This window comes from Mucilaginibacter segetis (assembly GCF_016522075.1).
Classification (GTDB): domain Bacteria; phylum Bacteroidota; class Bacteroidia; order Sphingobacteriales; family Sphingobacteriaceae; genus Mucilaginibacter; species Mucilaginibacter segetis.
On sequence record NZ_JAEHFW010000003.1, the window covers coordinates 245,813 to 269,694 of the forward strand.

Below are 23,882 nucleotides of genomic sequence, written 5' to 3' on the forward strand. Positions count from 1 at the left end.
AGTGTTATTTGATTTATTAGCTAATGCTATGCTAAACCTCGTTCAGGTATTTATGTACAAAGCTAATGGCCATTGAACCCTCGCCCACTGCTGATGCTACCCTGTTCATGGCGCCTGCGCGTACATCACCCGCTGCAAAAATACCGGGGCAACTGGTTTCCAGTAAATACGGATCGCGATTGGTTTTCCATATCCTGGTAAAATCCTCGCAGGTATTTAAATCCCTGCCGGTTTCTACAAAACCTTTATTGTTTTTAATAATTTCTTTCCCCAGCCATTCGGTATAGGGTTTGGCGCCTATAAAAATATACAGGGCATCGGCGTTAACAATACGTGTTTCTCCGCTTTTCAGATCCATGATCTTTAATTGCTCCAGTGAGGTTTCGCCAGTGGCTTCGGTTATTTCGCTGCATGGCATAAGGGTTATATTGCTGACACCGCCTATCTGGTCAATAAGGTAGGACGACATGGTTTCCGCAAGATTAGGCTTCCTAATCAATATAAAAATCTCCTTAGCGAATTTGGAAAGGTACATAGCTGCCTGCCCTGCGGAGTTACCCCCGCCTACAATATAAACCGTACGGTCTTTACAGGAGGCGGCTTCCGTCATTGCGGCTCCGTAATAAATACCTGCGCCCGTAAATTTCTCAACGCCGGGAATAGTAAGCTGCCGGTAATCAACCCCCGTAGTAATTACTATAGCCCGGGTAACTATCTCGGTATCATTATCCAATACCACTATTTTATAGCTGTCTTTAAGCTTGATCTGCTTTACCGATTGCGGTGATAGAAATTCGGTGCCAAACCGGGTGGACTGGGTAATAGCGCGCCGCGTAAGATCCGCACCGCTCAACCCGGCCGGGAACCCAAGGTAGTTCTCTATCCTTGAACTGGTTCCTGCCTGCCCTCCGGGGGCCTTTCTTTCTATCAGCAGGGTTTTTAATCCTTCGGATGAGCCGTATACCGAAGCGGCAAGGCCAGCCGGGCCTGCGCCTATAATAACCACGTCGTACAGTTCGTTTTTTACCGATGGGTTAAGGCCTATCCTTCCGGCAATATCAATAACTGCCGGGGTTTTAAGCAGGGTTCCGTCGTCGAAGATAATAACCGGCAGATCCTTTACTTCCACGTTATTTAGCTGAATCACTTTTTTGGCTTCATCGGTATTGGCATCCATCCATAAATAGGGCACCAGGTTACCCGACAAGAATTCCTTAATGTAATGCGATTTTGGAGAAAACTGATACCCAATTACTTTTATCCCCTTAAAATCCGGCCGGTAGTTACCCTGCCAGTCTTCCAGCAGATCGGTAATAACCGGGAATAGTTTTTCTTCGGGCGGGTCCCAGGGTTTGGTTAAATAATAATCCAGCTTAACATCATTAATGGCCTTTATAGCAGCATCGGTATCGGCGTAAGCGGTAAGTAATACGCGCTTGGCATTCGGGAAATACTGAGTGGTTTTACACAGAAAATCTACGCCTTCCATTTCGGGCATACGCTGGTCCGATATAAATAGCGCCACCGTTTCGCCTTTATTTTTTAATTCTAACAAACTGCTTAAAGCTTCCTGTACAGATGAGGTGCTTAATACACGGTAATGCTGCCGGTAATGTGTTTTCAGGTCCCGACTTATCGCCCTAAGTACCTGCAGGTCATCATCAATGGCAAATATGATAGGTAGATTCATTATCTTTTTGTAAATGATAAATTTGTATATTAATTATCCGTTAGCGGGAAACACACCGTAAATACCGTATTCCCCGGTTCTGACGTTACCCTAACCGTTCCGTTATGCTGGCGTATTATCCTGGTAACAACATCAAGCCCCAGTCCTGTTCCTTTGCCCATATCCTTTGTGGTAAAAAACGGATCAAATATTTTTGATTGTATATCCGCAGGGATACCCGGGCCGTTATCTTTAATGTAAACACAAACAAATTCACCATCCAGCCGGGTAGTAATTTCCAAGATGCCCTTACCATTTGTTTCCATGGCATCCATGGCATTATCAATAATATTGGTCCATACCTGGTTCATTTCACCCGCCAATGCCTTTACTTCAGGCAGGGTAAGGTCAAACTCCTCTTTTATAGTAATGCTGTTCTTTTTTAACTTATAATTGAGCATAGTAAGGCTGTTGCGTATACCGGCATGTATATCCAGTAATTGTTTATCTGTAGCCTTATCCATATGGGTAAAGGTTTTAACAGAGCTTACCAGTTCCGATATCTGATGCGACGATTGGGTAATATCTGCTACCAATTTTTCGGCAAGCAGATAATTGTTCATCCATTTAAGTACCACGTTTAACTGTGGGGCGGGCGTGCAACTGCTTAAATGCTCCATATCCGCGGGGGTAAAGCCGAAACCCGCAAAATTCTCAGCCATATCCAACTCGCTGATATCGTGGTCAAGCAGCCAGTCGGTAAGTTCGTCTTCCCGGTCGGCCATTTGCAGCATACTTAAAACCGGCTGATTAGTATCAGTAAGTTTATGTTGCAAAATATGGTGTATCCTGTCAATTTTTTCGGGAAGAATGTTAAGCCCGGCTGTGGCTTTAAACATATCGGGCATACGTTGTATCCTGTCTTTTAAAGCCGAGGCGCCCCGGTTAATGGCCGCCGCAGGGTTATTCAGTTCATGTGCCAGCCCGGCAGATAGCTTACCCAGGGCAAACATTTTTTCGTTTTGTTGTTGCAGGGAGGTAAAATCGCGTACGCGGCTGGTCATAATATGCACTAATGCTTCCGTAAGCTCATAATGTAATTTTATTCCGGCGTTTACTTTATCGGCAGCGCACTTAAATATCCTTGCTTTTTTTACACATTCGCCATAGCCAATAGCCTTGTTGGCCCTTGAAAAAGGAAGATAGCCGGATATGCCATCCTTATCCACAACGGTTATCTCGCGCAATTTGCCGTTTTGTACAGCGCACATGCGTATTCGTCCTTCCAAAATAATAAAGGTATTATTAATCGGGTCGCCGGTGTTAAAAAGCCTTTCGCCTTCTTCCAGTTCAATTACAACACCTTCATTAATAAACCATTGTAACTGATCAATAGGTACATCTTTCAGAGCAGGTATGGCCTTTAGTTGTTGGGGCGTTAGGTTATTCATTTTTAAGGCAAATAAGCAGGCGCATCCATTGGGCCGCCGTATCAAATATAGAGTATTGTTAAAGCTATAACAAAGTGAACAAAACAATTTGGCATGAAAATTATTTTATATCTTAAAAAAAATTTTAGTACAACATTGGACAATTTTAATAAAGGCGAATTCTCATTTTCGGAAGGGACTATAGAACAAGACCTTAATCTTTTAGTTAGGGCGCTAAACGCCTCAATTTCAGGCATTATTTTAACTGATAACCGCCAGCCGGACAATCCTATTATTTACTGTAACAGTGCATTTGAAAAAATATCGGGCTACAAACGCCGTGATATTATAGGACATAATTGTCGGTTTTTGCAGAAAGATGACCGTAACCAAAGGCAACGTTTGCAACTAAGGGAAGCCATTGAAAAGGGAATTTCTTGTGTGGTGGAGATACGTAATTATAAAAAGGACGGTACGCTTTTCTGGAATGAATTGTATATGTCGCCCATAAAGGATGAAAAAGGCAATGTCAACTATTTTATTGGTGTACAGAACGATATTACACGCAGAAAAAAAGCTGAACTGGAGCTGCGCAGTAATAACGAATTAATGGAAAGGCGTATAGAAGAACGTACGCAAAGCCTTAAAGAGAGTGAAGACTACCTGGCCAGTATTGTGCAAACTGTTCGCGAAAGCCTTATTGTACTGGATAAAGATTTTAGAGTATTAAGTGTAAATGAACATTTTTTAAAGGTTTTTAAAGTTAATAAGGAAGAAACCGAAGGTAAAATGCTTTACGACCTGGGTAACCGCCAATGGGATATTCCTTTATTAAGGGAACTGCTCGAAAATATATTGCCTACCAATAATCCGGTTGAGGAGTTTGAGGTTGAGCATGATTTCCCACATATAGGCAAAAAATTAATGTTGCTGAATGCCCATCGGATAGAGCTTGAAGGGCAGTTTAAAGACCGTATATTGTTAGCTATTGAAGATATTACCGACAGGCGCGAAATAGAAAGACGTAAGGATGATTTTCTGTCGATTGCCAGTCACGAACTGAAAACACCGCTTACTACCATAAAAGGGTATGTGCAAATGATGCAGCGTATAATACCTAAGGATGCTGAGGAGAAATTCAGATCGTTACTGAATAAAACAAGTGTTTATATTGAGCGGCTTAACCACCTTATTGCAGAACTGCTTGATGTATCAAAAATTCAGACCGGAAATATTGAGCTGCATAAAGAGGTATTTGATTTTGATAAAATGGTACATGAAACAGTGGAGCACATTCAATCTGCAACAAAAACGCATCAGATTGTAGTAAAAGGCAGTGCTACCAATAGTTTTTCGGGCGATGAGTCAAACATTATACAGGTGGTAAACAACCTGTTATCTAACGCAATAAAATATTCACCTGATGAAAAAGAGGTGGTAGTTTATCTTTCAAAAGTGAGTGATTACCTTAAACTTTCGGTTACAGACTTCGGAATGGGTATTAGTATGGAGAATCAGAAGAGGATCTTTGAGCGGTTTTATCGTGTAGGGGAGATACAGCAGCAATTTCCGGGAATGGGGATTGGCTTGTACGTTTGTGAACAGGTGATAAAAAACCACGGCGGCTCATTGTGGGTAGAGAGCGAACCGGGCAAAGGTTCTACCTTTAGCTTTACATTACCGCTTAATGAAAGGGTGGGTAATGCTGAATAAAACAATACTTGTTTGTGATGATGATGAAGGTATACTGGATATGTTGGAGATTGTTTTGGAAGATGCCGGTTACCATGTTATAGTTGTTAGCAACAGCCTTAAGATATACGAGGCTATTGATAAACAAAAGCCCGATCTGGTATTGCTTGATCTATGGATGCCCGTATTATCAGGCGATCAGGTGTTACGTACATTGCGTAAAAATCCGGAAACTGATAAACTACCGGTAATAATAATCTCTGCCAGCAGGGAAGGTAAACATATTGCGGATGAAGCGGGGGCTAATGGGTTTATTGCCAAACCATTTGATCTGGATCAGCTGGTGAACGATGTGCAAAAGCTGGCATCGTAACTACCACTTATTACCAGCCCACATAATCCGGGGGCTTAATACCTTTTAAACGCAGGTAAACAATTAGCTGTCCTAAATGGTGGGTTTGATGGTCATGCATTAATATAAGTATTTGCCTGCGGGTAAGCGGTCCGGCAAAAAACGATACTTTTTCGTTGAGCTGGGCAGGCGAAAGCGTGTAATGTGCTTTTAAGCCGTAATCATAAGCATCCGCAATTATTTTAATTACATCGGCTTTATTTAATTTAACGGCATCAGGCTTTGCTTTGGGCACATCAACCTTAAGGTATGATGATACCAGCCATTTCATATTATCAGCAATATGCAAAAGCTGTTCTTTAAAACTCATTTCCTCGGCAACGGGTTTAAAATCGTAATCTTTTTCGGGCATTAATTCTGCCATTTTTAATGCATAAGCCTTACTGTTTGCCCATTTGCGGGCAAGTTCTGTTTCCAGGCTATCGGTAGTACGGGCTTTAACCGAACACAATGCAGTGATAAATAATATAAATGTGAGTATAAAAGATCGGATAATTTTCATAGTAAATAGCCGGTTAAAGCAGGCGTTTATACCATGAAGATATCATTTTTTTTATCATACTGTGCAGTACCTAATTAAAATCAGAAGTAGATAACACCACTATACTACCCGGATATTGCAGGTTCGATTCATTTTCCGCGGTTATAAAAACCCGTTTAGCCTTAAAAGGAGAAATGGTAGATAACGAACCTTCCAGATCATCAGAGAAAAAACCACTGCTGCTTTTTAACCTGCCCAGATTTTTAATGCCGTTATTTTCTGTCTCCATCCAAACAACGTATAATTTACGTTCGGGTTGTAAGCGCGAAGGTTTTGCCAAGTTATTCACCTTTACATTAACCGAGTAATTGCCGTTATCATCCTTATCTATTTTTACCCGCCCTTCGGCAGCAGGTACTACTGTAGACTTTTGAAAAGTTATTTTTTTAGAGCATGAAGTAAGCGTAAATAATATGAACAGCGTACAAAGTATTGATCTTGTGATTTTTAATTGAAGCATTTTATTATAAGGTAATTAGAATTAAGCATTGATATGCGTATATATAATTATATTATAAAGACATTCATATTGCTTAATTGTTTGTAAAAAGGGTATAACATTATGGCATATACCCCAATAAAACATAAACCAGCGGTTTATAAAACGCGATAGACGAGGACGGGAGAATCATCAACATTAGCCTAATATCCGTGCGGATAAATTCAATAATAGGAAACAAGCCATCTATACCACTATAGGCACAGTGCATAACAGTTGATAAGGTCTAAACTCTTATTTTAGTCTCTTAAGAAATTATCTTTATCCTGTTTATATGCCGGAGGTAACTTCTGCCAATTTACCTGACCAATTAGTATGAGACATCTTTTTATTTTTTTTGTAATTTCCTGTTTAGGGATCAGTAATACAGGTTACGCACAATCCTATAGTGCGCCAAATAATGAAAGGCCGTGGAACGCCCAGTGGATAACTACGCAGAGTGATACGGGTACTAACTACGGCATTTTTTATTTCCGCAAAAGTGTAGAACTGGCAAAAAAACCTACTTCGTTCATTGTTCATGTATCGGCAGATAACAGGTACAAATTGTATGTTAATGGTGCGCTGGTTTCCTTAGGGCCCGCACGTGGCGATACCTATTACTGGAACTATGAAACGGTTGATCTTGCGCCGTATTTAACAGCCGGCAACAATTTGATATCGGCATTAGTTTGGAACGAGGCGCAGTACCGTCCCGAAGCGCAGATCACCGTGCGAACCGCTTTTATTTTACAGGGAGATTCCCCGGCCGAAGAAATATTAAATACCAACAACACGTGGAAATCTATCCGCGATTATGGGCATGTACCCGTGCCGGGTTTCTTTTTTGCAGCCACCAAAGGCGAAATGGTAGTAATGGACCGTACTATTAAGGGCGATTGGAAAGCCGCCAATTTTAATGACAGCGCATGGCAAAAGGCCGCAGTGTTATTTGATGGTAAGCTTAAGGGCATGTCTGACGGTTTAGCGTGGGAACTGGTGCCTTCATCTATTCCGCCTATGGAACTTAAATATCAGCGTATCCCTAAACTACGTATAGCAACCGGCATGTCGGTTCCGGCAGATTTTCCTGCAAAAAAGGTAGCTGTTACAGTTCCCGCAAATACCACAGTTACTTTACTGCTCGATCAAACTTATGAAACAAACGCCTACGTAACTTTAAATTTTAGCGGCGGCAAAGGTGCGGGTATTTCAATAGGCTACGCCGAGTCGCTTTACGAAAAGGGCAGTAACGGTACACGCAAAGGCAATCGTAATGAGGTGGATGGAAAAGTGTTTGTTGGGCGGATAGACAGCCTGCTGGCCGATGGAAGTGAAGAACAGTCATATACTACCCTTAACTTCCGTACTTATCGTTACATACGCCTTATTGTGCATACCCAAAACGATCCGTTAGTAATTAATGATATATACGGTACGTTTACCGCGTATCCTTTTAAGCAAACCGCGGTTTTTAACACCGATGATACCGAAATAACAAAGATGCTGGATATTGGCTGGCGCACCGCACGGTTAAATGCCTGGGAAACCTATACCGATTGCCCTTATTACGAGCAATTGCAATACATTGGAGATACCCGTATACAGGCCATGATATCATACTACTACAGTGGCGACGACCGGCTGGCGCGTAATGCTATTAACCTGATGGATCACTCCCGCTTAACCGAGGGGGTTACACTTAGTCGTTATCCTACGCATAGCACACAGATCATATCTACATTTTCGCTGTGGTATATAGGTATGCTGCACGATTACTGGATGTACCGGAATGATAACGATTTTATAAAAAGCAAACTAACCGGGGAGCGGGCCGTATTAGAATTCTTCAGTAAATTTCAGCAAGCAGACGGTTCCCTGAAAAACCTGCCCTACTGGACATTTGTTGACTGGGCGGGAGATATGGGCTGGGGACCTAAAGGTAAAGATGGCAGCGCGGCTATTTACGATTTGCAGTTACTTTGGGCATACGAGTGGGCTGCACAAATGGAAGCGAAAATTGGTTTGCAGGTTTATGCTGATCTGTATAACCAAAAGGCTGCGCAGTTAAAGGCCACCATCAAACGTAAATATTGGGATCCGGCTAAAAAGCTTTATGCTGATACCGAAGAGAAAAAGGGATATTCCCAACACGCCAATTCATTGGCTATACTCACCGGTGTAGTAAACGATGCCGATATGGCTGCCGTAGCACACAATATGCTTACGGACACCACTTTAACGCAATGTACCGTATACTTTAAATATTACCTGCATCAGGCACTGGTAAAGGCAGGTTTAGGCAACGATTATATGAATTGGTTGGGTATCTGGCGCGATAACATCAAAATGGGTCTTACCACCTGGGCCGAATACTCCGACCTGGAGACCACCCGGTCTGATTGCCATGCCTGGGGTGCAAGTCCTAATATTGAATTTTTCAGAACAGTATTAGGGATAGATAGTTATGCTCCGGGGTTCAGTAAAATAAAGATTGAGCCTCATTTGGGAACAATAACTAAAGTTAGCGGAGAGATACCTCACCCTGATGGTAAAGTTGCGGTGAGCTACCTGTTAAGCAAAGGTAAATGGAACATCAGCATCAGTCTGCCACAAAGTACAACAGGCATATTCATCTGGAAGGGGAAAACGTATTCACTTAAAGCAGGTGCAAATTCATTGGTGATATAGTGTTGCAGTTATGAAAATAGGGCAATACAACTTTAGGGAATGTAAATAGGTAGCGGATTTTAGGCGGCTTCGGGGATGGTTTTAAAAACTTATTCAGGCGTTTTACGTAAAAATGTTTTAAACCCCCTGTTTTATGCGCTATTTATTTGTTCTTATTTGTTTTTTTTCGTTACCGGCTTTTGCACAACAACAAGCCTCAGCATTGGCCAGTCTTAAAACAGCACCGGATAATGAAAAGGTAGCACTATATCGCACCATAGCGCAGGGATACGCTGCTACAGAACCTGATTCTGCCGTTCATTTTGCTAACGAAGGCATGCGCCTTGCCGAGCAGCGTAATGACCGTCAGGGTCAAGCTTCGTTGATGGTAACACTGGGTAATATCAACGCGCTGCACCACCATACCGAACTTGCACGTAGTTTTTATAACGAAGCACTGGGCCTGTATCGCAGGCTGCAAGATGCCGCGGGAGTTGCACACACCTACGACCAATTAGGCATATTGGACGGAAGCACGCAAAATTTTAACAAGGCTCTAAAATATTATCAGGATAGCCATGATAGCAGCGGGCTAATTGAAACTTATGAGGGCATGGGTAAAACTGCCGAAGAAAATGGTGAGCGCGAAAAAGCACTAAGTTGGTATCTGCGCGCCCTTACCCAGTATGAACATCGCCACCACGAGCCCGAAGCCTATTTTGTACTGCTCGAAAAAATAAGTAAGCTTTACCAGGAAAAAGGTGACAGTTCCACCGCGCTGCATTACCTGGAAACGGGTATACGGAAAGGTAAAAAGCAAGGAGAACCATCAGGGGGGGTGCGTTTACTCAACGATGAAGGACATGTTTTAGCAGATGACCGGCAAATGGTTAAGGCTTTGGAAGTATATAAGCAGGCTTTGAGCGAAGCTAAGCGATATAATCAGCCTAACGAACAGGCGGAGGCATTGATAGGTATTGCAGGCGTACTTAAAAAGCAAGATGCCGGCACCAGTATACAGGATTTGGAGCAGGCGCTGAAAATTGCCCGTACCCTGCATGAGCCTAAACTGGAGGCGCGCATTTATGAAGCCCTTGCCGGTATTTATCAACAGCAAAAAAACTATAAAGAGGCTATGAGCGCCCTTACCGAAGAACACAGTTTGATTGATAGTTTGCTGGATGCTGATACTGTTAAGGAGATTGCTGCGCTGGATAGCAGTTACGTGTTAGAACGTTCGCGCGAAAAAACAAAAAACCTGGAGCAGGTAAATAGGGTGGAAAGGGCGGAACTACATTTGGTGCTGATATTGGCTTTTGTTGTTATTGTATTTTTAGTAATACTTTGGCTGTACCTGCGCAAGGTAAAACGATTGAATGGGGAACTTAAAAAATTGAATGAAGAACTGATCAACTCTAACCGGGTGAAAGATACTTTGTTCTCGGTAGTAGGGCATGATCTGAAAGGGCCGGCAGGCAGTGCCGCTCAGTTATTCGAGATGATGGAGACAGAAGAATTTACCCCTGAAGAGATGAAAAGTATGATAGCCGAACTGCGCATACAAACAAGTGCTTCGCTCGAATTATTGAAGGCACTATTTGAATGGGGAAAATCACAATTGCAGGGGGTTAAGGTAAATCCATCAGATTTTCAGGTTCGGCCCATTGTAGAACGCAGCATCCATTTGCTAAGTCAGCAGGCGGCGCAAAAGAATATCCGGCTTAATACCCAATTGCCATCTAAGTTAATGATACACGCCGATGCCGATCATTTTGAATTTATTGTTCGGAATTTGCTTTCAAATGCTATTAAGTTCAGTTACGAGGGAGGAGAAATAGAGGTTGCTGCTCAAACTCCTGATGCACAGGAAGTGATTTTTTCAGTAAGGGATAAGGGGGTAGGCATCAGTAAAGAGCAACAGGCAGTTTTCCTCACCAGCAACATTAAGGTAAACTATGGCACAAAAAAGGAACAAGGTAGTGGTTTGGGCCTTTTACTTACAAAAGATTTTATTAAGGCCAACCACGGCCGTATATGGCTGGAAAGCGAAGAAGGTAAAGGCACCACTTTTTTTATAGCGATGCCGGCAGCATAAATAAGATTAATTTAAAGTATCCGGCTTTCAGATGAATTGTGGCTATTACATATAATAAGGAAGAATGGGTTTTCGCCATTGTTCCAAATAATTAAAGCCGCCTTTTTGGGGCAGCTTTAATTATTATTATTATGTTAGTCTTCCAATGGTTCGGTACTGGCGTCGTAGTTTACATGATTTTCTGCAATCTCGGTTAACAGCGCATCCGCCGTTTTTTCCTCTTCCAGTGTTTCATTTAGTATTTCAGCAACATCATAATAACCCAGGGTTTTAGCAAGGCTCACCATACCGCCATACGAGGCAATTTCGTAATGCTCCGCTTTTTGACCGGCAAATATAAGGCCTACATCCCGTTGAGCTGTACCTTCTTCTGTATCACTAATGATCTCGTCGCCTTCGTCAACTATGCCTGCCATAGCATCACATTTTGTGGTGTCAGGCTCCAACCCTAAAATACTAAAGATTTGCTCCAACCGGGTCACATGGTTTTCTGTTTCCGCTAAATGGTTGTTAAATGCGTTTTTTAATTCGACGGTAGTTGCTGCTTCAGCCATATCGGGTAGTGTGTCTACTAACTCCTTTTCGGCCCAAAGCAGGTCTTTTAGTTCATTCACAAAAAATTCCATTAACTTGGAATTGCCTGTGCCGGTTGATGGTTCATCTTGCCATGCCTCTTCTTCATCAAAGCCCTCAGTCTCATATTCATCCTCACTATCGTATTCATTTAATGGTTCGTCGTAGGATGAATCTTCATCTACAATGTCATTCTCCTCATCATCAAAAGATGCTATCTGGTCGCGCAGAGATTTGATAAGATCGTGCCCTTCGTTTATACTCATCTGCTGGGTTTGTAGTACCTGCACTATATCCGGGCTTAAACCATTCTCAGGGTCAAGTGCGGTACGGTAAGCCGACTTTATAGCGTCCTCGCCGCGTTCGCACTCATTTAAAATAGCTTCCAGATCGCTTCCGGTAAAAGTGTTTTTAATATCTATCCAGGCGCGGTGCAGGGTACCGGATGCACTTGTTCCGTCCGCCGGTTCATAGCCGCTTTGCTGTACAAGGCTGCTTAGCTCGATGGCGTTATCGCGGCTCTCGCCCGCGAGTTTGTTAAATAAAAAATTCAGGGCAGTATTGTTCTGTTCCTGTAGTTCGCTTACAGCTTTTTCAAAGCCTTTTACGCGATCGTTATTGATCTCGATCAGATCGTTGATCACTTCTATTGATTTTTCAGAGATTTCCATAGGTTTATGTGTATTAGTTTTTATAATCGCTCCATTGGGCAACGCCTTGCGGATCCGTTTTCTTTACTTCGCTGCTTTTAAGCTCACTCATTTCAGTGTTCTTTTTTTCCATTGCCTTAAGATCCTTGTCGGCACCTTTCGGTAATTTGGTTTGCCCTTCGGTTTCGCGTACATAAGCAACAGGGTTTTCTATATAATCAAACTCCTTACCCATGCCTTTGATCTCCCCTTCGTTCCACGGACCACGGACCGTACCTTCGGATAAATTATATGCCTGTTGCAGGTAACGCGGATCAGCAGCTAAAACAGCCGGTGGAAAATTAGGTTGAATGCTCTCTAAAGCGGCTTCAAACATTTTATAATGGGCTACTTCGCGCGTCATTAAAAAGGATAGTGTTTCATGAATGTACGGGTCGTCTGTAAATTTCATAAGGTGTTCATACACCAGTTTAGCTCTTGATTCGGAAGCAAGGTTACTTCGCAGGTCCACGGTAAGGTCGCCGTTAGATGCGATATACGATGCGCACCATGGAATGCCCTGGCTGTTCCGTGGTGTGGGACCACCACCTGTAATAATTGCAAACTGAGGATTAGCAGTTAACGCCGCGTGAATAATGTTCTCCTTAGCGGCTTTGCCATTCATTACCTGCATAATTTCGGAATTATCTGCAGCATCCTTAAGTTCGCCGTTAACACCGGTAAGCAGCATTTGGATAGTAGCACCAACGATCTCCAGGTGACTGAATTCTTCGGTAGCGATATCCATCAACATATCATACTTGTCGGGATGCGGCATCTTTGCGCCAAATGCTTGGGTAAAATACTGCATTGCAGCGGCAAGTTCGCCGTTTTCGCCACCAAATTGTTCAAGTAACAGGTTGGCGAAGCGTGGGTCAGGGCGGGATACCCTGGCATTAAATTGTAGGTCTTTTACGTGATGAAACATAGTAAATTGTTTTTAGAAGATTAATAAATAACTGTTAGGGACTTCGCTTTGAAAATTGAGGATCGTGCTTATTAATACAACTAAAAAGAATGTCTAATGTTTCTACTTATAATTAAATTAATTTCATTATTTTATAATTTACTTAATTGGATTTTTAAATGTAAAGTTTGGCTTATAGAAAGTTTAGGGAAAATTATACGCTTTAGATAATAGAATATTAAAGTTCCGGGATTTCCCGAGGCTATTATTTTTTTATTTCGTAACAATTCAACCATTCCGCTTTTATAAGCCCGTACATCTTTCAGATGTAATGCGTGTTCTTTTACGGTATTTTCAAAAAAAGTATTCCGTCGCCTAAAATTATGGGCAAAACTGATTGCCTTATTTCATCCGCTAAGTTCAGGCGCATAAAGGCACTGGCAAGTTCAGCACCGCCTGCCAGCCAAACGTTATTGTAATTTGGTTTAAGCCGTTCATTTACCAACGTTTCCAGATCGCCGGAGTAAGTTTCAATATTAATCTGTAAACAGGTAGTTTCCGGTTAGTTAACACAATAGTAGGCACATCCCCGTAAACCCATCAATGTGTTTTTGAAAGCTCCAGGGCTTGTTCATAAGTGCGTGAACCCATTAGGTAACCATCAATAGTTTTTAGAAAATCTTTTACTTCCTGTTCGGTAACACTTATTCCCTTATCATAATGGTCGGCTATTTCAAACCATGAAACACCTATTGTCTATTTTTGCGATGTACCCATCAATGCTTGAACCATATGTATGGTAAGTTTAAACATTATTACCGGATGATCGTTTAAAATGTTAAGCTAATATCAGGGTATTTTATACATTATTTAGTTATGCAAAATTATAAATAAGCGTTAGGATTTATAAAACTATAAACTCATTTTTATATCATGAAACCATTACTTTTCCTTTCGGTATTTGCGCTGATTTTATTTGGCTGCAACCACGGCACTAAACATGCTGAAGCTAATTTGGACGAACTTACAAACCACCTTAAACCGGGTAAGCATAACTATCTGGCCGTTTTTGAAAAGGATAGCGCCAAACTTACGCTTGATATTGGCACTTACGGAAAAATATCCGGCCAAATGAGTGTAAAATATAGTGATACCAGTACGGTTGAAAGGCAAGCTACCGACGGCACTTTAATGAAGGCCGAGTTTAAGGGCGATACCTTAAGAGCCGACTATTCATTCAGCAGCGGCCCTTCCGGGCAAAATAAATATGTTAACCCCGTTGCTTTTTTGCATAAAGGCGACACACTGATAATGGGTTATGGCCGCGTGCTTAATTACTTGGGCCGTAATTATTTTGATCCGGCAACACCTATCGGTTTTGAAAAAAGTAAATTCCGCTTTGTACCCGTGAAGTAAAACAAACTTTACAGAATTTAATATTGAGCCCTTCGAAGACTTTTTTGGAGGGCTTTTTAATTTTTCTTTTGGTGCAAAATTTAATCACAATACACCGTTTCTTTTATGATTTGAAGGGATTAGAAGATTTAAACCTGAATTTAAAGTGGTTAATTAGATAAGATGATTGCACTTAATCTTTGATTTTACGGTCTTTATTCTCGTAATCGATCAATAAGTTTTTCTATTCCTTGTCGCCAAGCAGGGTAGAGTTCGTCATTTTCCGACCAAAGCTCGTTTAGTTCAGATATTTCGCCTAAAACTATTTGTAGGGCCTGTACGGCATCTCCTTTAAGTGAGGATAGATCTATCTCAGGGTGTCTGTCAGGAAATGTGTCTACATCGTAGGGATCGTCGTCATCAACCGCAGAAAACTTTGTTCCATGTGTTTGCCTGTCAACGTAGGTTGCTGCAACTATTACAGCATTGGCTGCATCAGCATCTAAGTAATCAGTATCAATCGCTGTCTTAAAAGTATTTTTGAGTAACCCTTTTGGATTGTCAGATTCTTCAACTTCTGCCATAAAGTCAAAAGCGGCATCATCTTCAAAGTGTCCATAACCCCAAGCGCCCATATATTAATTATTTAAGCTGAATAAATTTGCCCTGAAACTAATAAGATGGAATGATAATACAAAATAAAAGATAGCTGTGTAAATTTATGTATGTAGCTCTTGACAGATGCAAGGGCATGCAAGAATAGTAGAAATAAAACAAAAAGCCTCCGAACTTTATCCGAAGGCTTTTGAATTTTTTTTGTGGTGCAGAATTATTAATAACACACAATTTCTTCAATGATTTAAAAAGAATAGCGGATTAAGACCTGAATTGATTTTGGTCTACTTTGCTTGAAATCGCTCTATTACTAAGCGTAGCTTAATGTATAAACTTGGATTGCTTGAAATATCTTTTTTAACTGTGTAAATTTATATCAACTTAAACTATTGAATAAAGTTCTATCTCTTATGACACAACAAATCTTTAACAATAAAAGAGTAACCTGGGAAAGCAGAGCGAAGCAAATTGCACTCATTGTAATTTCTTTTGCATTTGTGGCAATAGCACTTTTGACTACAGAGAAATATTCATCTTTCAGCTTTCTGGTTATAATAATTCTTTTTGGTGGCGGAGGGATTTTTACGTTGATTCGTTTACTAAATTCCAAAAATCTTTTTGTTACACATAGTTCAGAACTTGGGAGGATAATTCTTGCTGAGCAAATCAAAACGCGAAAAGAAGAATTCGGATTCTTCACTTATGATGCAACAGGTTTTTATTTTGACGAGCAAAATGGCGCGGTGCATTACAATTGGATAGACATCAATACCGTATTTTGTTATAAAGAAGACTGGATTACTACCGATGAAATTTGCCTTGACATCTTTACGTCTGATAACAATTGTATTAAATTAACCGAGGATATACCAGGATGGTATCAATTTAATAAAAAGCTTATTGAGAACTTTCCAATAATATCTGGTAATTGGGAAGGAGACATTGTCTATCCTCCCTTTGAAACTAATTTAAAGTTACTTTATGATAAACTTGGCAGAACAGAAAATCAAGCGAAAGCCGAGTGCTACATGACATGATGTAATTGAAATATTTATCTAAAACTAAAAAAGCCCTCAGAAAATTCCTGAAGGCTTTATAAAACTTTTTAAATAAATTGACCAGGTGGTCTTTTAGTGGTATCAGCTGGGATCGAACCAGCGACACAAGGATTTTCAGTCCTTTGCTCTACCGACTGAGCTATGATACCGACCGTTTAAGGTTTGCAAATGTAGCGTTTTTTTTATTTCTGTAAAGTTTTTTTTCATTTTTAGCACGCAATATTTAATACGCTTAACAGCGTACGTATGTGTTCGCTTCATTTTCAGCATATTAATAGCCACATCAACATGTCTGTTGATTTATGAAAGCAACCGGGAAAACAAACCGTGCGCTTTTTAATTATAATAATCAAAGCGTATAAGCCCAAACATTAAAAAACAAATCCCTACTTTAGCTTTAAATACTATGCACGCATAATGATTGGTCAGGTAATATTTATAATTATTTTATTGGGTGCGGCTTACCTTTTCGGTAAAAACGTAGCTAAAATAAGGCGCAATATATTATTAGGTCGCCCGGTAAACCGGTCGGATAATCCCGGCGAGCGCTGGCGCACTATGGCCCGCGTGGCTCTGGGGCAAAGTAAAATGGTGCGGCGCCCAATAGCGGGCGTGTTACATATTTTGGTATATGCGGGTTTTGTAATTATCAATATCGAGGTGCTCGAAATTCTTATCGACGGTATTTTTGGGTCGCACCGGATATTTGCTGCTCCGCTGGGTAGTTTATACGGTCTGCTCATCGGCGGGTTCGAGGTGCTGGCCCTTTTGGTGCTGCTTTCCTGCGTAGTGTTTCTTATCAGGCGAAATATTATCCGTTTAAAACGCTTTTCGGGCCGCGAGATGACCGCCTGGCCAAAGTCTGACGCTAACTATATCCTCATCATTGAAATACTGCTCATGACGGCTTTTTTAACCATGAACGCCGCCGACTATAAATTACAGGTATTGCATTTCGGGCATTATATCAAAGCGGGCAATTTTCCGGTAAGTACCTTTTTAGCGCCGTTGCTGTCTGCAAAAGCCGGAACGCTGGTTATCATTGAGCGGAGCTGCTGGTGGTTCCATATTATTGGTATACTGGCCTTTTTAAATTATTTGCCTTATTCCAAGCACTTTCATATCCTGCTGGCTTTCCCGAATACTTATTACTCCAAACTGGAGCCTAAGGGCCAGTTCAGTAATATGTCATCGGTTACTAACGAGGTAAAGGCCATGCTCGATCCTGCTTTTGTACCGCCCGCTGCGGATATCAGCCGCTTTGGCGCTAAGGACGTCACCGACCTTACCTGGAAAAACCTGATGGATGCCTACACCTGTACCGAGTGCGGCAGGTGCACATCGGTATGTCCGGCCAATATTACAGGCAAGCTGCTTTCGCCGCGCAAGATCATGATGGACACGCGCGACAGACTAACCGAAGTAGGCAATAACCTGGATAAAAATGGCAAGGACCATACCGACGATAAAAGTTTATTGGATAATTACATTACCCGCGAGGAGTTGTGGGCCTGTACCACCTGTAATGCCTGCGTACAGGCCTGTCCGGTAAATATCGATCCGCTGAATATTATTATGCAAATGCGGCAATACGTGGTGATGGAGGAATCACAGGCCCCGTCCAGCCTCAACAATATGTTCGGCAATATGGAAAACAATGGCGCGCCATGGAAATACAGCCAGGCCGACCGATTTAACTGGAATAAGTAAATGTGCGGATGTGCAGATAGGTGTAATTTAAGAATGATTAACAGGGATGACAGATAGTATGAGCGATACTTTAAACAACGAAATTATCGTGCCTACCATGGCGCAGATGGCAGCCGAAGGCAAACAGCCGGATATCCTGTTTTGGGTGGGTTGCGCAGGAAGTTTTGACGAGCGCGCGCAAAAAATAACCCGCGATATTTGCAAGATACTGCAGCACGTGGGCATCAGCTTCGCGGTATTGGGTACCGAAGAAAGCTGCACGGGCGACCCGGCCAAACGAGCAGGTAACGAATTTCTGTTCCAGATGCAGGCCATGGCTAACATACAGGTGCTGGATGGCTATAACATAAAAAAAATAGTAACCGGCTGTCCGCATTGTTTTAATACCATTGCTAACGAATATCCCGGTTTAGGCGGCAATTACGAGGTAGTACACCACAGCCAGCTGATACAGCAATTGATAAATGAGGGCAACCTAAAGGCCGAGGGGGGCGAAAGTTTTAAGGGCCGTCGCATTACTTTTCACGATCCTTGTTACCTGGGCAGGGGCAATAATGTCTACGAGGCCCCGAGGGCTGCTTTAGAGGTACTGGACGCCGATCTTGTGGAGATGAAACGCTGCAAAAGCAACGGGCTGTGCTGCGGCGCGGGTGGCGCGCAAATGTTCAAAGAACCCGAACCGGGTAAAAAGGATATTAATATGGAACGCATGAACGATGTGCTGGAAGCTAACGCCCAGGTTGTAGCGTCGGGCTGTCCGTTTTGCATGACCATGCTGAGCGATGGTGTAAAACACACCGAAAAAGAGCAGGAAATACAGGTATTGGATATCGCTGAAATTACGGTACGGGCTAACGGATTATAAAAAAATTACATGGTTTCAGAGTTCTTGGGTCATCCTGAGGTTATCGAAAGATGTGCGAGAGGCTAGGCTCAGCTTTTGCACTTAACCCTTCCACAAGTAAAACAGGAATGGTAAGTTTGAGCTGAACAACAGTAAGTATTTGCCGTTTTTATCCAACATATCGTTTCCACCTTTGCAGGATGGTAGTTACCTGCAGCAGATCCCGGGCTTGTGCCGTGGATTGGAGCTTACTTTAAAAAGCAATGTAACCTTTTTTGTAGGAGAGAACGGTTCCGGAAAATCAACCCTCCTGGAAGCTATTGCCGAACAATGCGGATTTAGTTTAAGAGGGGGGAACCGCAACCACAACTTCAATACCGGGGTTAACTTCCAGGGTTATCAATCACCACTTGCGGCACATTTAAAACTGGGGTGGACACCCCGCCGCATAAGCAACGGGTTTTTTATGCGGGCCGAAAGCTTTTTCAATTTTGCTTCCTATATTGACGAATTGGCCGCTGAGGATAAGGCCATTTTAAAGGCCTACGGCGGTAAATCGCTGCATAAGCAATCGCATGGCGAATCTTTTCTGGCTTTGTTTAATAATCAGTTCGAGTCGGGTATTTATATACTGGATGAGCCGGAAGCTGCCCTGTCCCCGTCAAGGATACTGGCCTTTATATCGACTATCAGCCAGCTTGAGAAAAGCGGACGTGCCCAGTTCCTGATAGCCACGCATTCGCCTATGCTGGTATGCTATCCGGGCGCAACCATCTATCAGGTTGATGACACGGGTCTGCACCAAACCCGGTATGAGGACACCGAACACTATTTTCTCACCAAAACCTTTCTGAATAACCCTGCTTTATACCTGCGCCATTTAACGGAGGAGGCAAATGATGAATAGAATTAAGTTCAGCGTGTTATCCTGAGTTTATCAAAGAATGTGCGTTAAGGCATGCCCCGTTATGTTTCGACAAGCCATCATGACGCGCCCTTGTTATTGCTTGGGTCATCCTGAGCTTGTCGAAGGATAGGTGAAATGGCCTACGCCAGTATATGTATGGTTCGATAAATCTGTGATAGCATATTGTGCTAAATTTTAAATAAGTTTAGGCGCAACCGAATGTCTATTATACTTATGATTGAAGAATGCCAGATATAATAATAGAAAAATATCACGTAAATCAGTTTCTGAAAATTCTATTAGGAGAGGATAAACAATGTATATCTCAGAAACCTCCTGAACCCGATTTTTATACAAAAATAGACGGCAAGTTAATTGGTATTGAACATACCCGATTAATACGTGAAAAGGATGTAAATAAAATTAATATCATGGCACATAGTAAATTTGCAGATGAGATTATGGTTATGGCTGAGGAATTGTTTAACAAAAAAAGCTCAATGCCCTTATCTGTACATGTAGATTTTAAATGTGATTATGGTTTGGTTGCTAAAAATCCAGTTCAACTAAAAAAAGAAGATAAACAGTATTTAAGTGAATTTATAGCTGATTTTGTTTTTGGTGAAGTTCTTAATTTACAGATAGCTGATAAGTATCAGATATTTCAATATGATGCGTTTGATGTAGGAGGAGGTAAGAAAATAGACTCAATTACCATCACTCATTCGCCAACGTCTTGTTGGTATGCGGGTCAGGGTGGTACCATACCGAGAATATATCAAAGCGTTGAATTTAAAGCAATTTTAGAAAAGAAAAATAAAAAGCCTAGTAATTATAAACAAGATTATGCGGAGATATGGCTATTGATTGTAGAGAATTCAATGAATATCACATCTTACTTTAATTTTGAAGATCAGCATCCCATTGAAATTGAAACACCTTTTAACCGCGTGTTTATTTTAAGGAGTTCTAATAATGAAATTGTAGAGCTTAAAATTAAAAGTATATAAATAGAAATATTAGCCAATTCCTCCCAAATAAATAAGCGACCCCTAATTCCTAAGAGCCGCCACCCAAACTGTTGCTGTCAGTTTACCTGTTGATCATTTTTTGCATTTGTTCCGGATAGCGGTTTCCCTCAATCTTTATTTCTGATGCCGCTTCTTCTATCTGCGCCAGTTCTTTTTGGCTCAGTTCAATATCCACCGAGGCAAGATTTTCTTCTAAACGGTGCAGCTTGGTTGTACCAGGTATCGGCACTATCCACGGTTTTTGGGCAAGTAACCATGCCAAAGCAATTTGAGCGGGAGTAGCCTGCTTTTCGTTTGCTATGCGGGTAAGCAGTTCAACCACAGCCTGGTTAGCTTTTCGGGCATCTGTAGAAAAACGAGGAACAATGTTACGTATATCCGTTTCATCAAATTTGGTATTCTCATTAATGGCCCCGGTTAAAAACCCCCTGCCCAACGGACTAAAAGGAACAAAGCCTATACCCAGTTCTTCCAGTGTCGGGATGATATCTTGTTCCGGCTCGCGCCACCACAACGAATATTCGCTTTGCAAGGCAGCTAAGGGCTGTACAGCGTGTGCCTTTCGGATGCTTTCTGCTCCCGCTTCAGACATGCCGAAGTGTTTTACCTTTCCTTCCTTTATCAGATCTTTAACTGTTCCGGCTACCTCCTCTATAGGTATGTTGGGGTCAACACGGTGCTGATAAAATAGATCTATGCGGTCTGTTTTTAATCTCTTTAATGATTCCTCGGCAACACGGCGTATACGTTCGGGGCGGCTGTCCACACCATTTGAGGGCATTCCATCCTTAAAGCCGAATTTGGTAGCTATTACCACCTTATCGCGGTAAGGGGCAAGCGCTTCACCCAGTAGTTCCTCGTTCTTAAAAGGACCGTAAGCCTCTGCCGAATCAAAAAATGTTACACCGCGCTCTATAGCAGCATGTAATAGTTTTATTGCGTCCTTAGTAGCAGTAGCCGGTCCGTAACCATGACTCAATCCCATGCATCCTAATCCCAATGCGGATACTTCTAATCCGCCGTTACCTAATGTTCTTTTTTTCATGTTATGCTGTTTTACAGGTTATCAAATATAACACTACAAAGGTGGGGCTTGTTTTTTATCCTGATGTTACACCAATTACGGTAATGTATACCGTTATTACTGATGATGCCGTATGCGGGACATCTTGGCGCTGAAGCATCTTCCCGTCGTATCAGCGTAAAATAATTTTCTGCGGGTTATCAGCCGGTAATTATCAACCTAAAATGGTTAAATTTGCGGTATGGAATTTTCGTCACACTCAAGAGTTTGGATATATCAGGCTGATCATGAATTATCGGATGCCGAAGCGATGCAGATACAGGTTTTGCTGGATAACTTCACCACCGGGTGGACGGCCCATAATAACCAGTTAAAGGCCGCGGCTCAAATAAGATATAACCGTTTTTTGATATTGATAGTTGACGAGAGCCAGGCAGGTGCCAGCGGTTGCTCTATTGATAAGTCGGTTAATTTTATGAAACAACTGGAGCAGCAATTCGGCATAAACTTGTTCGACAGGTTTAACCTGGCTTACCGCGAAGGGGAGGAGATACTATCGGCAAACCGCGACGAGTTTGAAGAGCTGCTGAAACAGGGCCAAATTACCGCCGACACTATTGTGTTTAATAATTTGGTAAAGGATGTAACTGAACTGCAAACCCGCTGGGAAATTCCGTTTAAAGATAGCTGGCACATGCAACTATTTGGCGATTTGGTTGTTAGCTAATTATGTTCATAATTAACCTGCATTATATCGTTCCGCTGGATGAGCTGGACACGCACATGGCCGAGCATGTAAAGTATTTGAAAAAATATTACAAGGCCGGTGTGTTTTTAATGAGCGGCCGCAAAGTACCACGCACGGGCGGAATAATTATAGGCAGGGCCGAATCCAAAGAAATAATGGAGAAGATCATATCCGAAGATCCTTTCTATCAGCACAAACTTGCTGAATTCACCATCACGGAGTTTTTAACCTCGCAATATCACCCTGATCTGAAGGCTTTGCTGAATTGATTTTTGTATTTAAATTAGTGCTATGGAACAGTACGATAGCCGGGTTGATGCCTATATCGAAAAGTCAGCCGATTTTGCCAAACCTATATTAACCCATTTGCGTGAGTTGGTACACCTTGCCTCGCCGGAGATTACCGAGACCATGAAATGGAGCGCGCCTTTTTTTGAATACAAGGGTGTACTTTGCTTTATGATGGCCTTTAAACAGCACGCAGGCTTTGGCTTTTGGAAAGCCGATACCCTGCCCGATCCGCATGGTTTGATACAAGCCGACGGTAATGCGGGTAATATTGGTAAATTGACTACGTTGGATGATTTACCCCAGGATGATATCCTTATCTGGTACATCAGGCAGGCTATGGAGTTAAAGAACATGCCGGTAGCAACTAAACCCGCGCCCAAAAAGGCTGCCGCAAAAACGACGGAATTGGTGATCCCCGATTATTTGACCACTCTGCTGGCAGATAATCCGGCAGCCAAAGAACATTTTGAGAAATTCAGTCCCTCGCAAAAAAAGGAATATGTAAGCTGGTTTGAAGAAGCCAAAACCGAAGCCACCCGCGATAAACGTTTAGCAGAAGGCATTAGCTGGATGAGTGAGGGCAAAACCCGCCACTGGAAGTATAAGTAAACCATGACCGGCTCATATAAGGCCGAACTGTTTTAAATGGTGGGTAAAGTGTTTGTTATGCCATACCAGCCACTCATCATGCGTAAGTGCGCCAAAACCTCCATGTATAGCGGTAGCGTCCGGCGTTTTAAAATAAGTGTTAAACGCATCTAGTTCCTGCATAAGCTGATTTATGGCATCGCAGATATCCGCGTATTCATATTGCGGGGGCAGCGTACCCAACACCACGTTGCGAGGTATTTGCGCATCGGTATATATCCACAACTGTTTACTTTTTGCAGCTTCGGCTAAAGGCACGTCAAGTGTTGATTTTAACTTACCATTGGTAAAACGTACCTGCCTTATCATGTGTTCTACCATTTGCTGTGGTGTCATTTTACCCCAAAGCGGTAGGGTATCGGGTTTTAAGCGGGATAGTAAATTTAATAAGGCGGCTCTGTCGGTAATATCAATAAACTGATTCATTGTACTGATGGCAAATTAAATATATGCAA

Annotated in this window: 23 protein-coding genes and 1 tRNA gene; 13 read left to right on the forward strand and 11 right to left on the reverse strand. The window is 42.1% G+C overall.

The genetic code is table 11. The annotated features are described in order from the left end of the window. Nucleotides 1-31: 31 nt before the first annotated feature. Entirely contained in the window at nt 32-1,690 is a 1,659-nt protein-coding gene (locus I5M19_RS14795) for an FAD-dependent oxidoreductase (protein ID WP_200067137.1), read from the reverse strand. A gap of 29 nt (nt 1,691-1,719) precedes the next feature. Next, a complete protein-coding gene (locus I5M19_RS14800; protein WP_200067138.1) occupies nt 1,720-3,120 on the reverse strand; it encodes an ATP-binding protein in 1,401 nt (466 codons plus the stop codon). A 93-nt stretch (nt 3,121-3,213) separates the two neighbouring features. On the opposite strand from I5M19_RS14800, the gene I5M19_RS14805 reads away from it, so the two are divergent. After that, on the forward strand, nt 3,214-4,812 hold the full coding sequence (locus I5M19_RS14805; RefSeq protein WP_200067139.1) for a PAS domain-containing protein: 1,599 nt from the start codon (nt 3,214-3,216) through the stop codon (nt 4,810-4,812). Next, a complete protein-coding gene (locus I5M19_RS14810; protein WP_235985855.1) occupies nt 4,787-5,164 on the forward strand; it encodes a response regulator in 378 nt (125 codons plus the stop codon). Before I5M19_RS14805 ends, I5M19_RS14810 begins: the two co-directional genes overlap by 26 nt. Nucleotides 5,165-5,174: 10 nt before the next feature. Here the strand turns inward: I5M19_RS14810 and I5M19_RS14815 are convergent, their stop codons facing one another. Then, complete coding sequence (locus I5M19_RS14815; protein WP_200067140.1) at nt 5,175-5,705, reverse strand: DinB family protein; 531 nt, start codon at nt 5,703-5,705, stop codon at nt 5,175-5,177. Nucleotides 5,706-5,775: 70 nt separating this feature from the next. Further along, nucleotides 5,776-6,204 (reverse strand): hypothetical protein, encoded by a 429-nt coding sequence (locus I5M19_RS14820; protein WP_235985856.1) that lies wholly within the window; start codon nt 6,202-6,204, stop codon nt 5,776-5,778. A gap of 354 nt (nt 6,205-6,558) precedes the next feature. Here I5M19_RS14820 and I5M19_RS14825 point away from each other — a divergent pair, with 354 nt between their 5' ends. Continuing rightward, nucleotides 6,559-8,913 (forward strand): alpha-L-rhamnosidase-related protein, encoded by a 2,355-nt coding sequence (locus I5M19_RS14825; protein WP_200067141.1) that lies wholly within the window; start codon nt 6,559-6,561, stop codon nt 8,911-8,913. Nucleotides 8,914-9,046: 133 nt separating this feature from the next. Next, nucleotides 9,047-10,987 carry an ATP-binding protein gene (locus I5M19_RS14830; RefSeq protein WP_200067142.1) on the forward strand — a complete coding sequence of 647 codons (1,941 nt, stop codon included), beginning with the start codon at nt 9,047-9,049 and terminating at the stop codon, nt 10,985-10,987. 134 nt (nt 10,988-11,121) lie between these two features. On the opposite strand, the gene I5M19_RS18630 is transcribed toward I5M19_RS14830, so the two are convergent. From I5M19_RS18630 to I5M19_RS14850, 3 genes are all read right to left on the reverse strand, one after another. After that, nucleotides 11,122-12,231 carry a DUF892 family protein gene (locus I5M19_RS18630; protein ID WP_235985857.1) on the reverse strand — a complete coding sequence of 370 codons (1,110 nt, stop codon included), beginning with the start codon at nt 12,229-12,231 and terminating at the stop codon, nt 11,122-11,124. 13 nt (nt 12,232-12,244) lie between these two features. Continuing rightward, nucleotides 12,245-13,177, reverse strand: a complete 933-nt coding sequence (locus I5M19_RS14845; protein WP_200067143.1) for a manganese catalase family protein — start codon at nt 13,175-13,177, stop codon at nt 12,245-12,247. 322 nt (nt 13,178-13,499) lie between these two features. Next, nucleotides 13,500-13,661: a dihydrofolate reductase family protein gene (locus I5M19_RS14850; protein ID WP_200067144.1), complete on the reverse strand. Its 162-nt coding sequence runs from the start codon at nt 13,659-13,661 to the stop codon at nt 13,500-13,502. A gap of 428 nt (nt 13,662-14,089) precedes the next feature. Here I5M19_RS14850 and I5M19_RS14855 point away from each other — a divergent pair, with 428 nt between their 5' ends. Continuing rightward, nucleotides 14,090-14,572: a hypothetical protein gene (locus I5M19_RS14855; protein WP_200067145.1), complete on the forward strand. Its 483-nt coding sequence runs from the start codon at nt 14,090-14,092 to the stop codon at nt 14,570-14,572. Nucleotides 14,573-14,766: 194 nt separating this feature from the next. Here I5M19_RS14855 and I5M19_RS14860 read toward each other — a convergent pair whose 3' ends face one another. Then, on the reverse strand, nt 14,767-15,186 hold the full coding sequence (locus tag I5M19_RS14860) for a DUF4259 domain-containing protein (RefSeq protein WP_200067146.1): 420 nt from the start codon (nt 15,184-15,186) through the stop codon (nt 14,767-14,769). 390 nt (nt 15,187-15,576) lie between these two features. Between I5M19_RS14860 and I5M19_RS14865 the strand changes: the two genes are divergently transcribed. Next, nucleotides 15,577-16,203, forward strand: coding sequence for a hypothetical protein (locus I5M19_RS14865; RefSeq protein WP_200067147.1), 627 nt, complete (start codon nt 15,577-15,579; stop codon nt 16,201-16,203). A gap of 97 nt (nt 16,204-16,300) precedes the next feature. On the opposite strand, the gene I5M19_RS14870 is transcribed toward I5M19_RS14865, so the two are convergent. Beyond that, nucleotides 16,301-16,373, reverse strand: a tRNA-Phe gene (locus I5M19_RS14870). 268 nt (nt 16,374-16,641) lie between these two features. Between I5M19_RS14870 and I5M19_RS14875 the strand changes: the two genes are divergently transcribed. The 4 genes from I5M19_RS14875 to I5M19_RS14890 all read left to right on the forward strand — a co-directional run bounded on the left by I5M19_RS14875 (nt 16,642) and on the right by I5M19_RS14890 (nt 20,695). Beyond that, nucleotides 16,642-17,934, forward strand: coding sequence for a (Fe-S)-binding protein (locus tag I5M19_RS14875; protein WP_200067148.1), 1,293 nt, complete (start codon nt 16,642-16,644; stop codon nt 17,932-17,934). Between the two features lie 58 nt (nt 17,935-17,992). After that, nucleotides 17,993-18,799 carry a (Fe-S)-binding protein gene (locus I5M19_RS14880; protein ID WP_200067149.1) on the forward strand — a complete coding sequence of 269 codons (807 nt, stop codon included), beginning with the start codon at nt 17,993-17,995 and terminating at the stop codon, nt 18,797-18,799. A 139-nt stretch (nt 18,800-18,938) separates the two neighbouring features. Beyond that, nucleotides 18,939-19,685, forward strand: coding sequence for an AAA family ATPase (locus I5M19_RS14885; protein WP_200067150.1), 747 nt, complete (start codon nt 18,939-18,941; stop codon nt 19,683-19,685). Nucleotides 19,686-19,930: 245 nt separating this feature from the next. Next, on the forward strand, nt 19,931-20,695 hold the full coding sequence (locus I5M19_RS14890) for a hypothetical protein (protein ID WP_200067151.1): 765 nt from the start codon (nt 19,931-19,933) through the stop codon (nt 20,693-20,695). Nucleotides 20,696-20,777: 82 nt separating this feature from the next. Here the strand turns inward: I5M19_RS14890 and I5M19_RS14895 are convergent, their stop codons facing one another. Beyond that, the gene (locus I5M19_RS14895; protein WP_200067152.1) at nt 20,778-21,761 is read right to left on the reverse strand and encodes an aldo/keto reductase; all 984 of its coding nucleotides are present in this window, start codon (nt 21,759-21,761) and stop codon (nt 20,778-20,780) included. Nucleotides 21,762-21,981: 220 nt separating this feature from the next. Here I5M19_RS14895 and I5M19_RS14900 point away from each other — a divergent pair, with 220 nt between their 5' ends. The 3 genes from I5M19_RS14900 to I5M19_RS14910 are packed head-to-tail and all read left to right on the forward strand — an operon-like array spanning nt 21,982 to nt 23,388. Further along, nucleotides 21,982-22,467: an ABC transporter ATPase gene (locus I5M19_RS14900; RefSeq protein ID WP_200067153.1), complete on the forward strand. Its 486-nt coding sequence runs from the start codon at nt 21,982-21,984 to the stop codon at nt 22,465-22,467. 2 nt (nt 22,468-22,469) lie between these two features. Continuing rightward, nucleotides 22,470-22,757 carry a YciI family protein gene (locus I5M19_RS14905; RefSeq protein WP_200067154.1) on the forward strand — a complete coding sequence of 96 codons (288 nt, stop codon included), beginning with the start codon at nt 22,470-22,472 and terminating at the stop codon, nt 22,755-22,757. A gap of 22 nt (nt 22,758-22,779) precedes the next feature. Continuing rightward, nucleotides 22,780-23,388 carry a YdeI/OmpD-associated family protein gene (locus I5M19_RS14910; protein WP_200067155.1) on the forward strand — a complete coding sequence of 203 codons (609 nt, stop codon included), beginning with the start codon at nt 22,780-22,782 and terminating at the stop codon, nt 23,386-23,388. 12 nt (nt 23,389-23,400) lie between these two features. Here I5M19_RS14910 and I5M19_RS14915 read toward each other — a convergent pair whose 3' ends face one another. Further along, nucleotides 23,401-23,853, reverse strand: coding sequence for a DUF1569 domain-containing protein (locus I5M19_RS14915; RefSeq protein WP_200067156.1), 453 nt, complete (start codon nt 23,851-23,853; stop codon nt 23,401-23,403). Nucleotides 23,854-23,882: the final 29 nt, after the last annotated feature.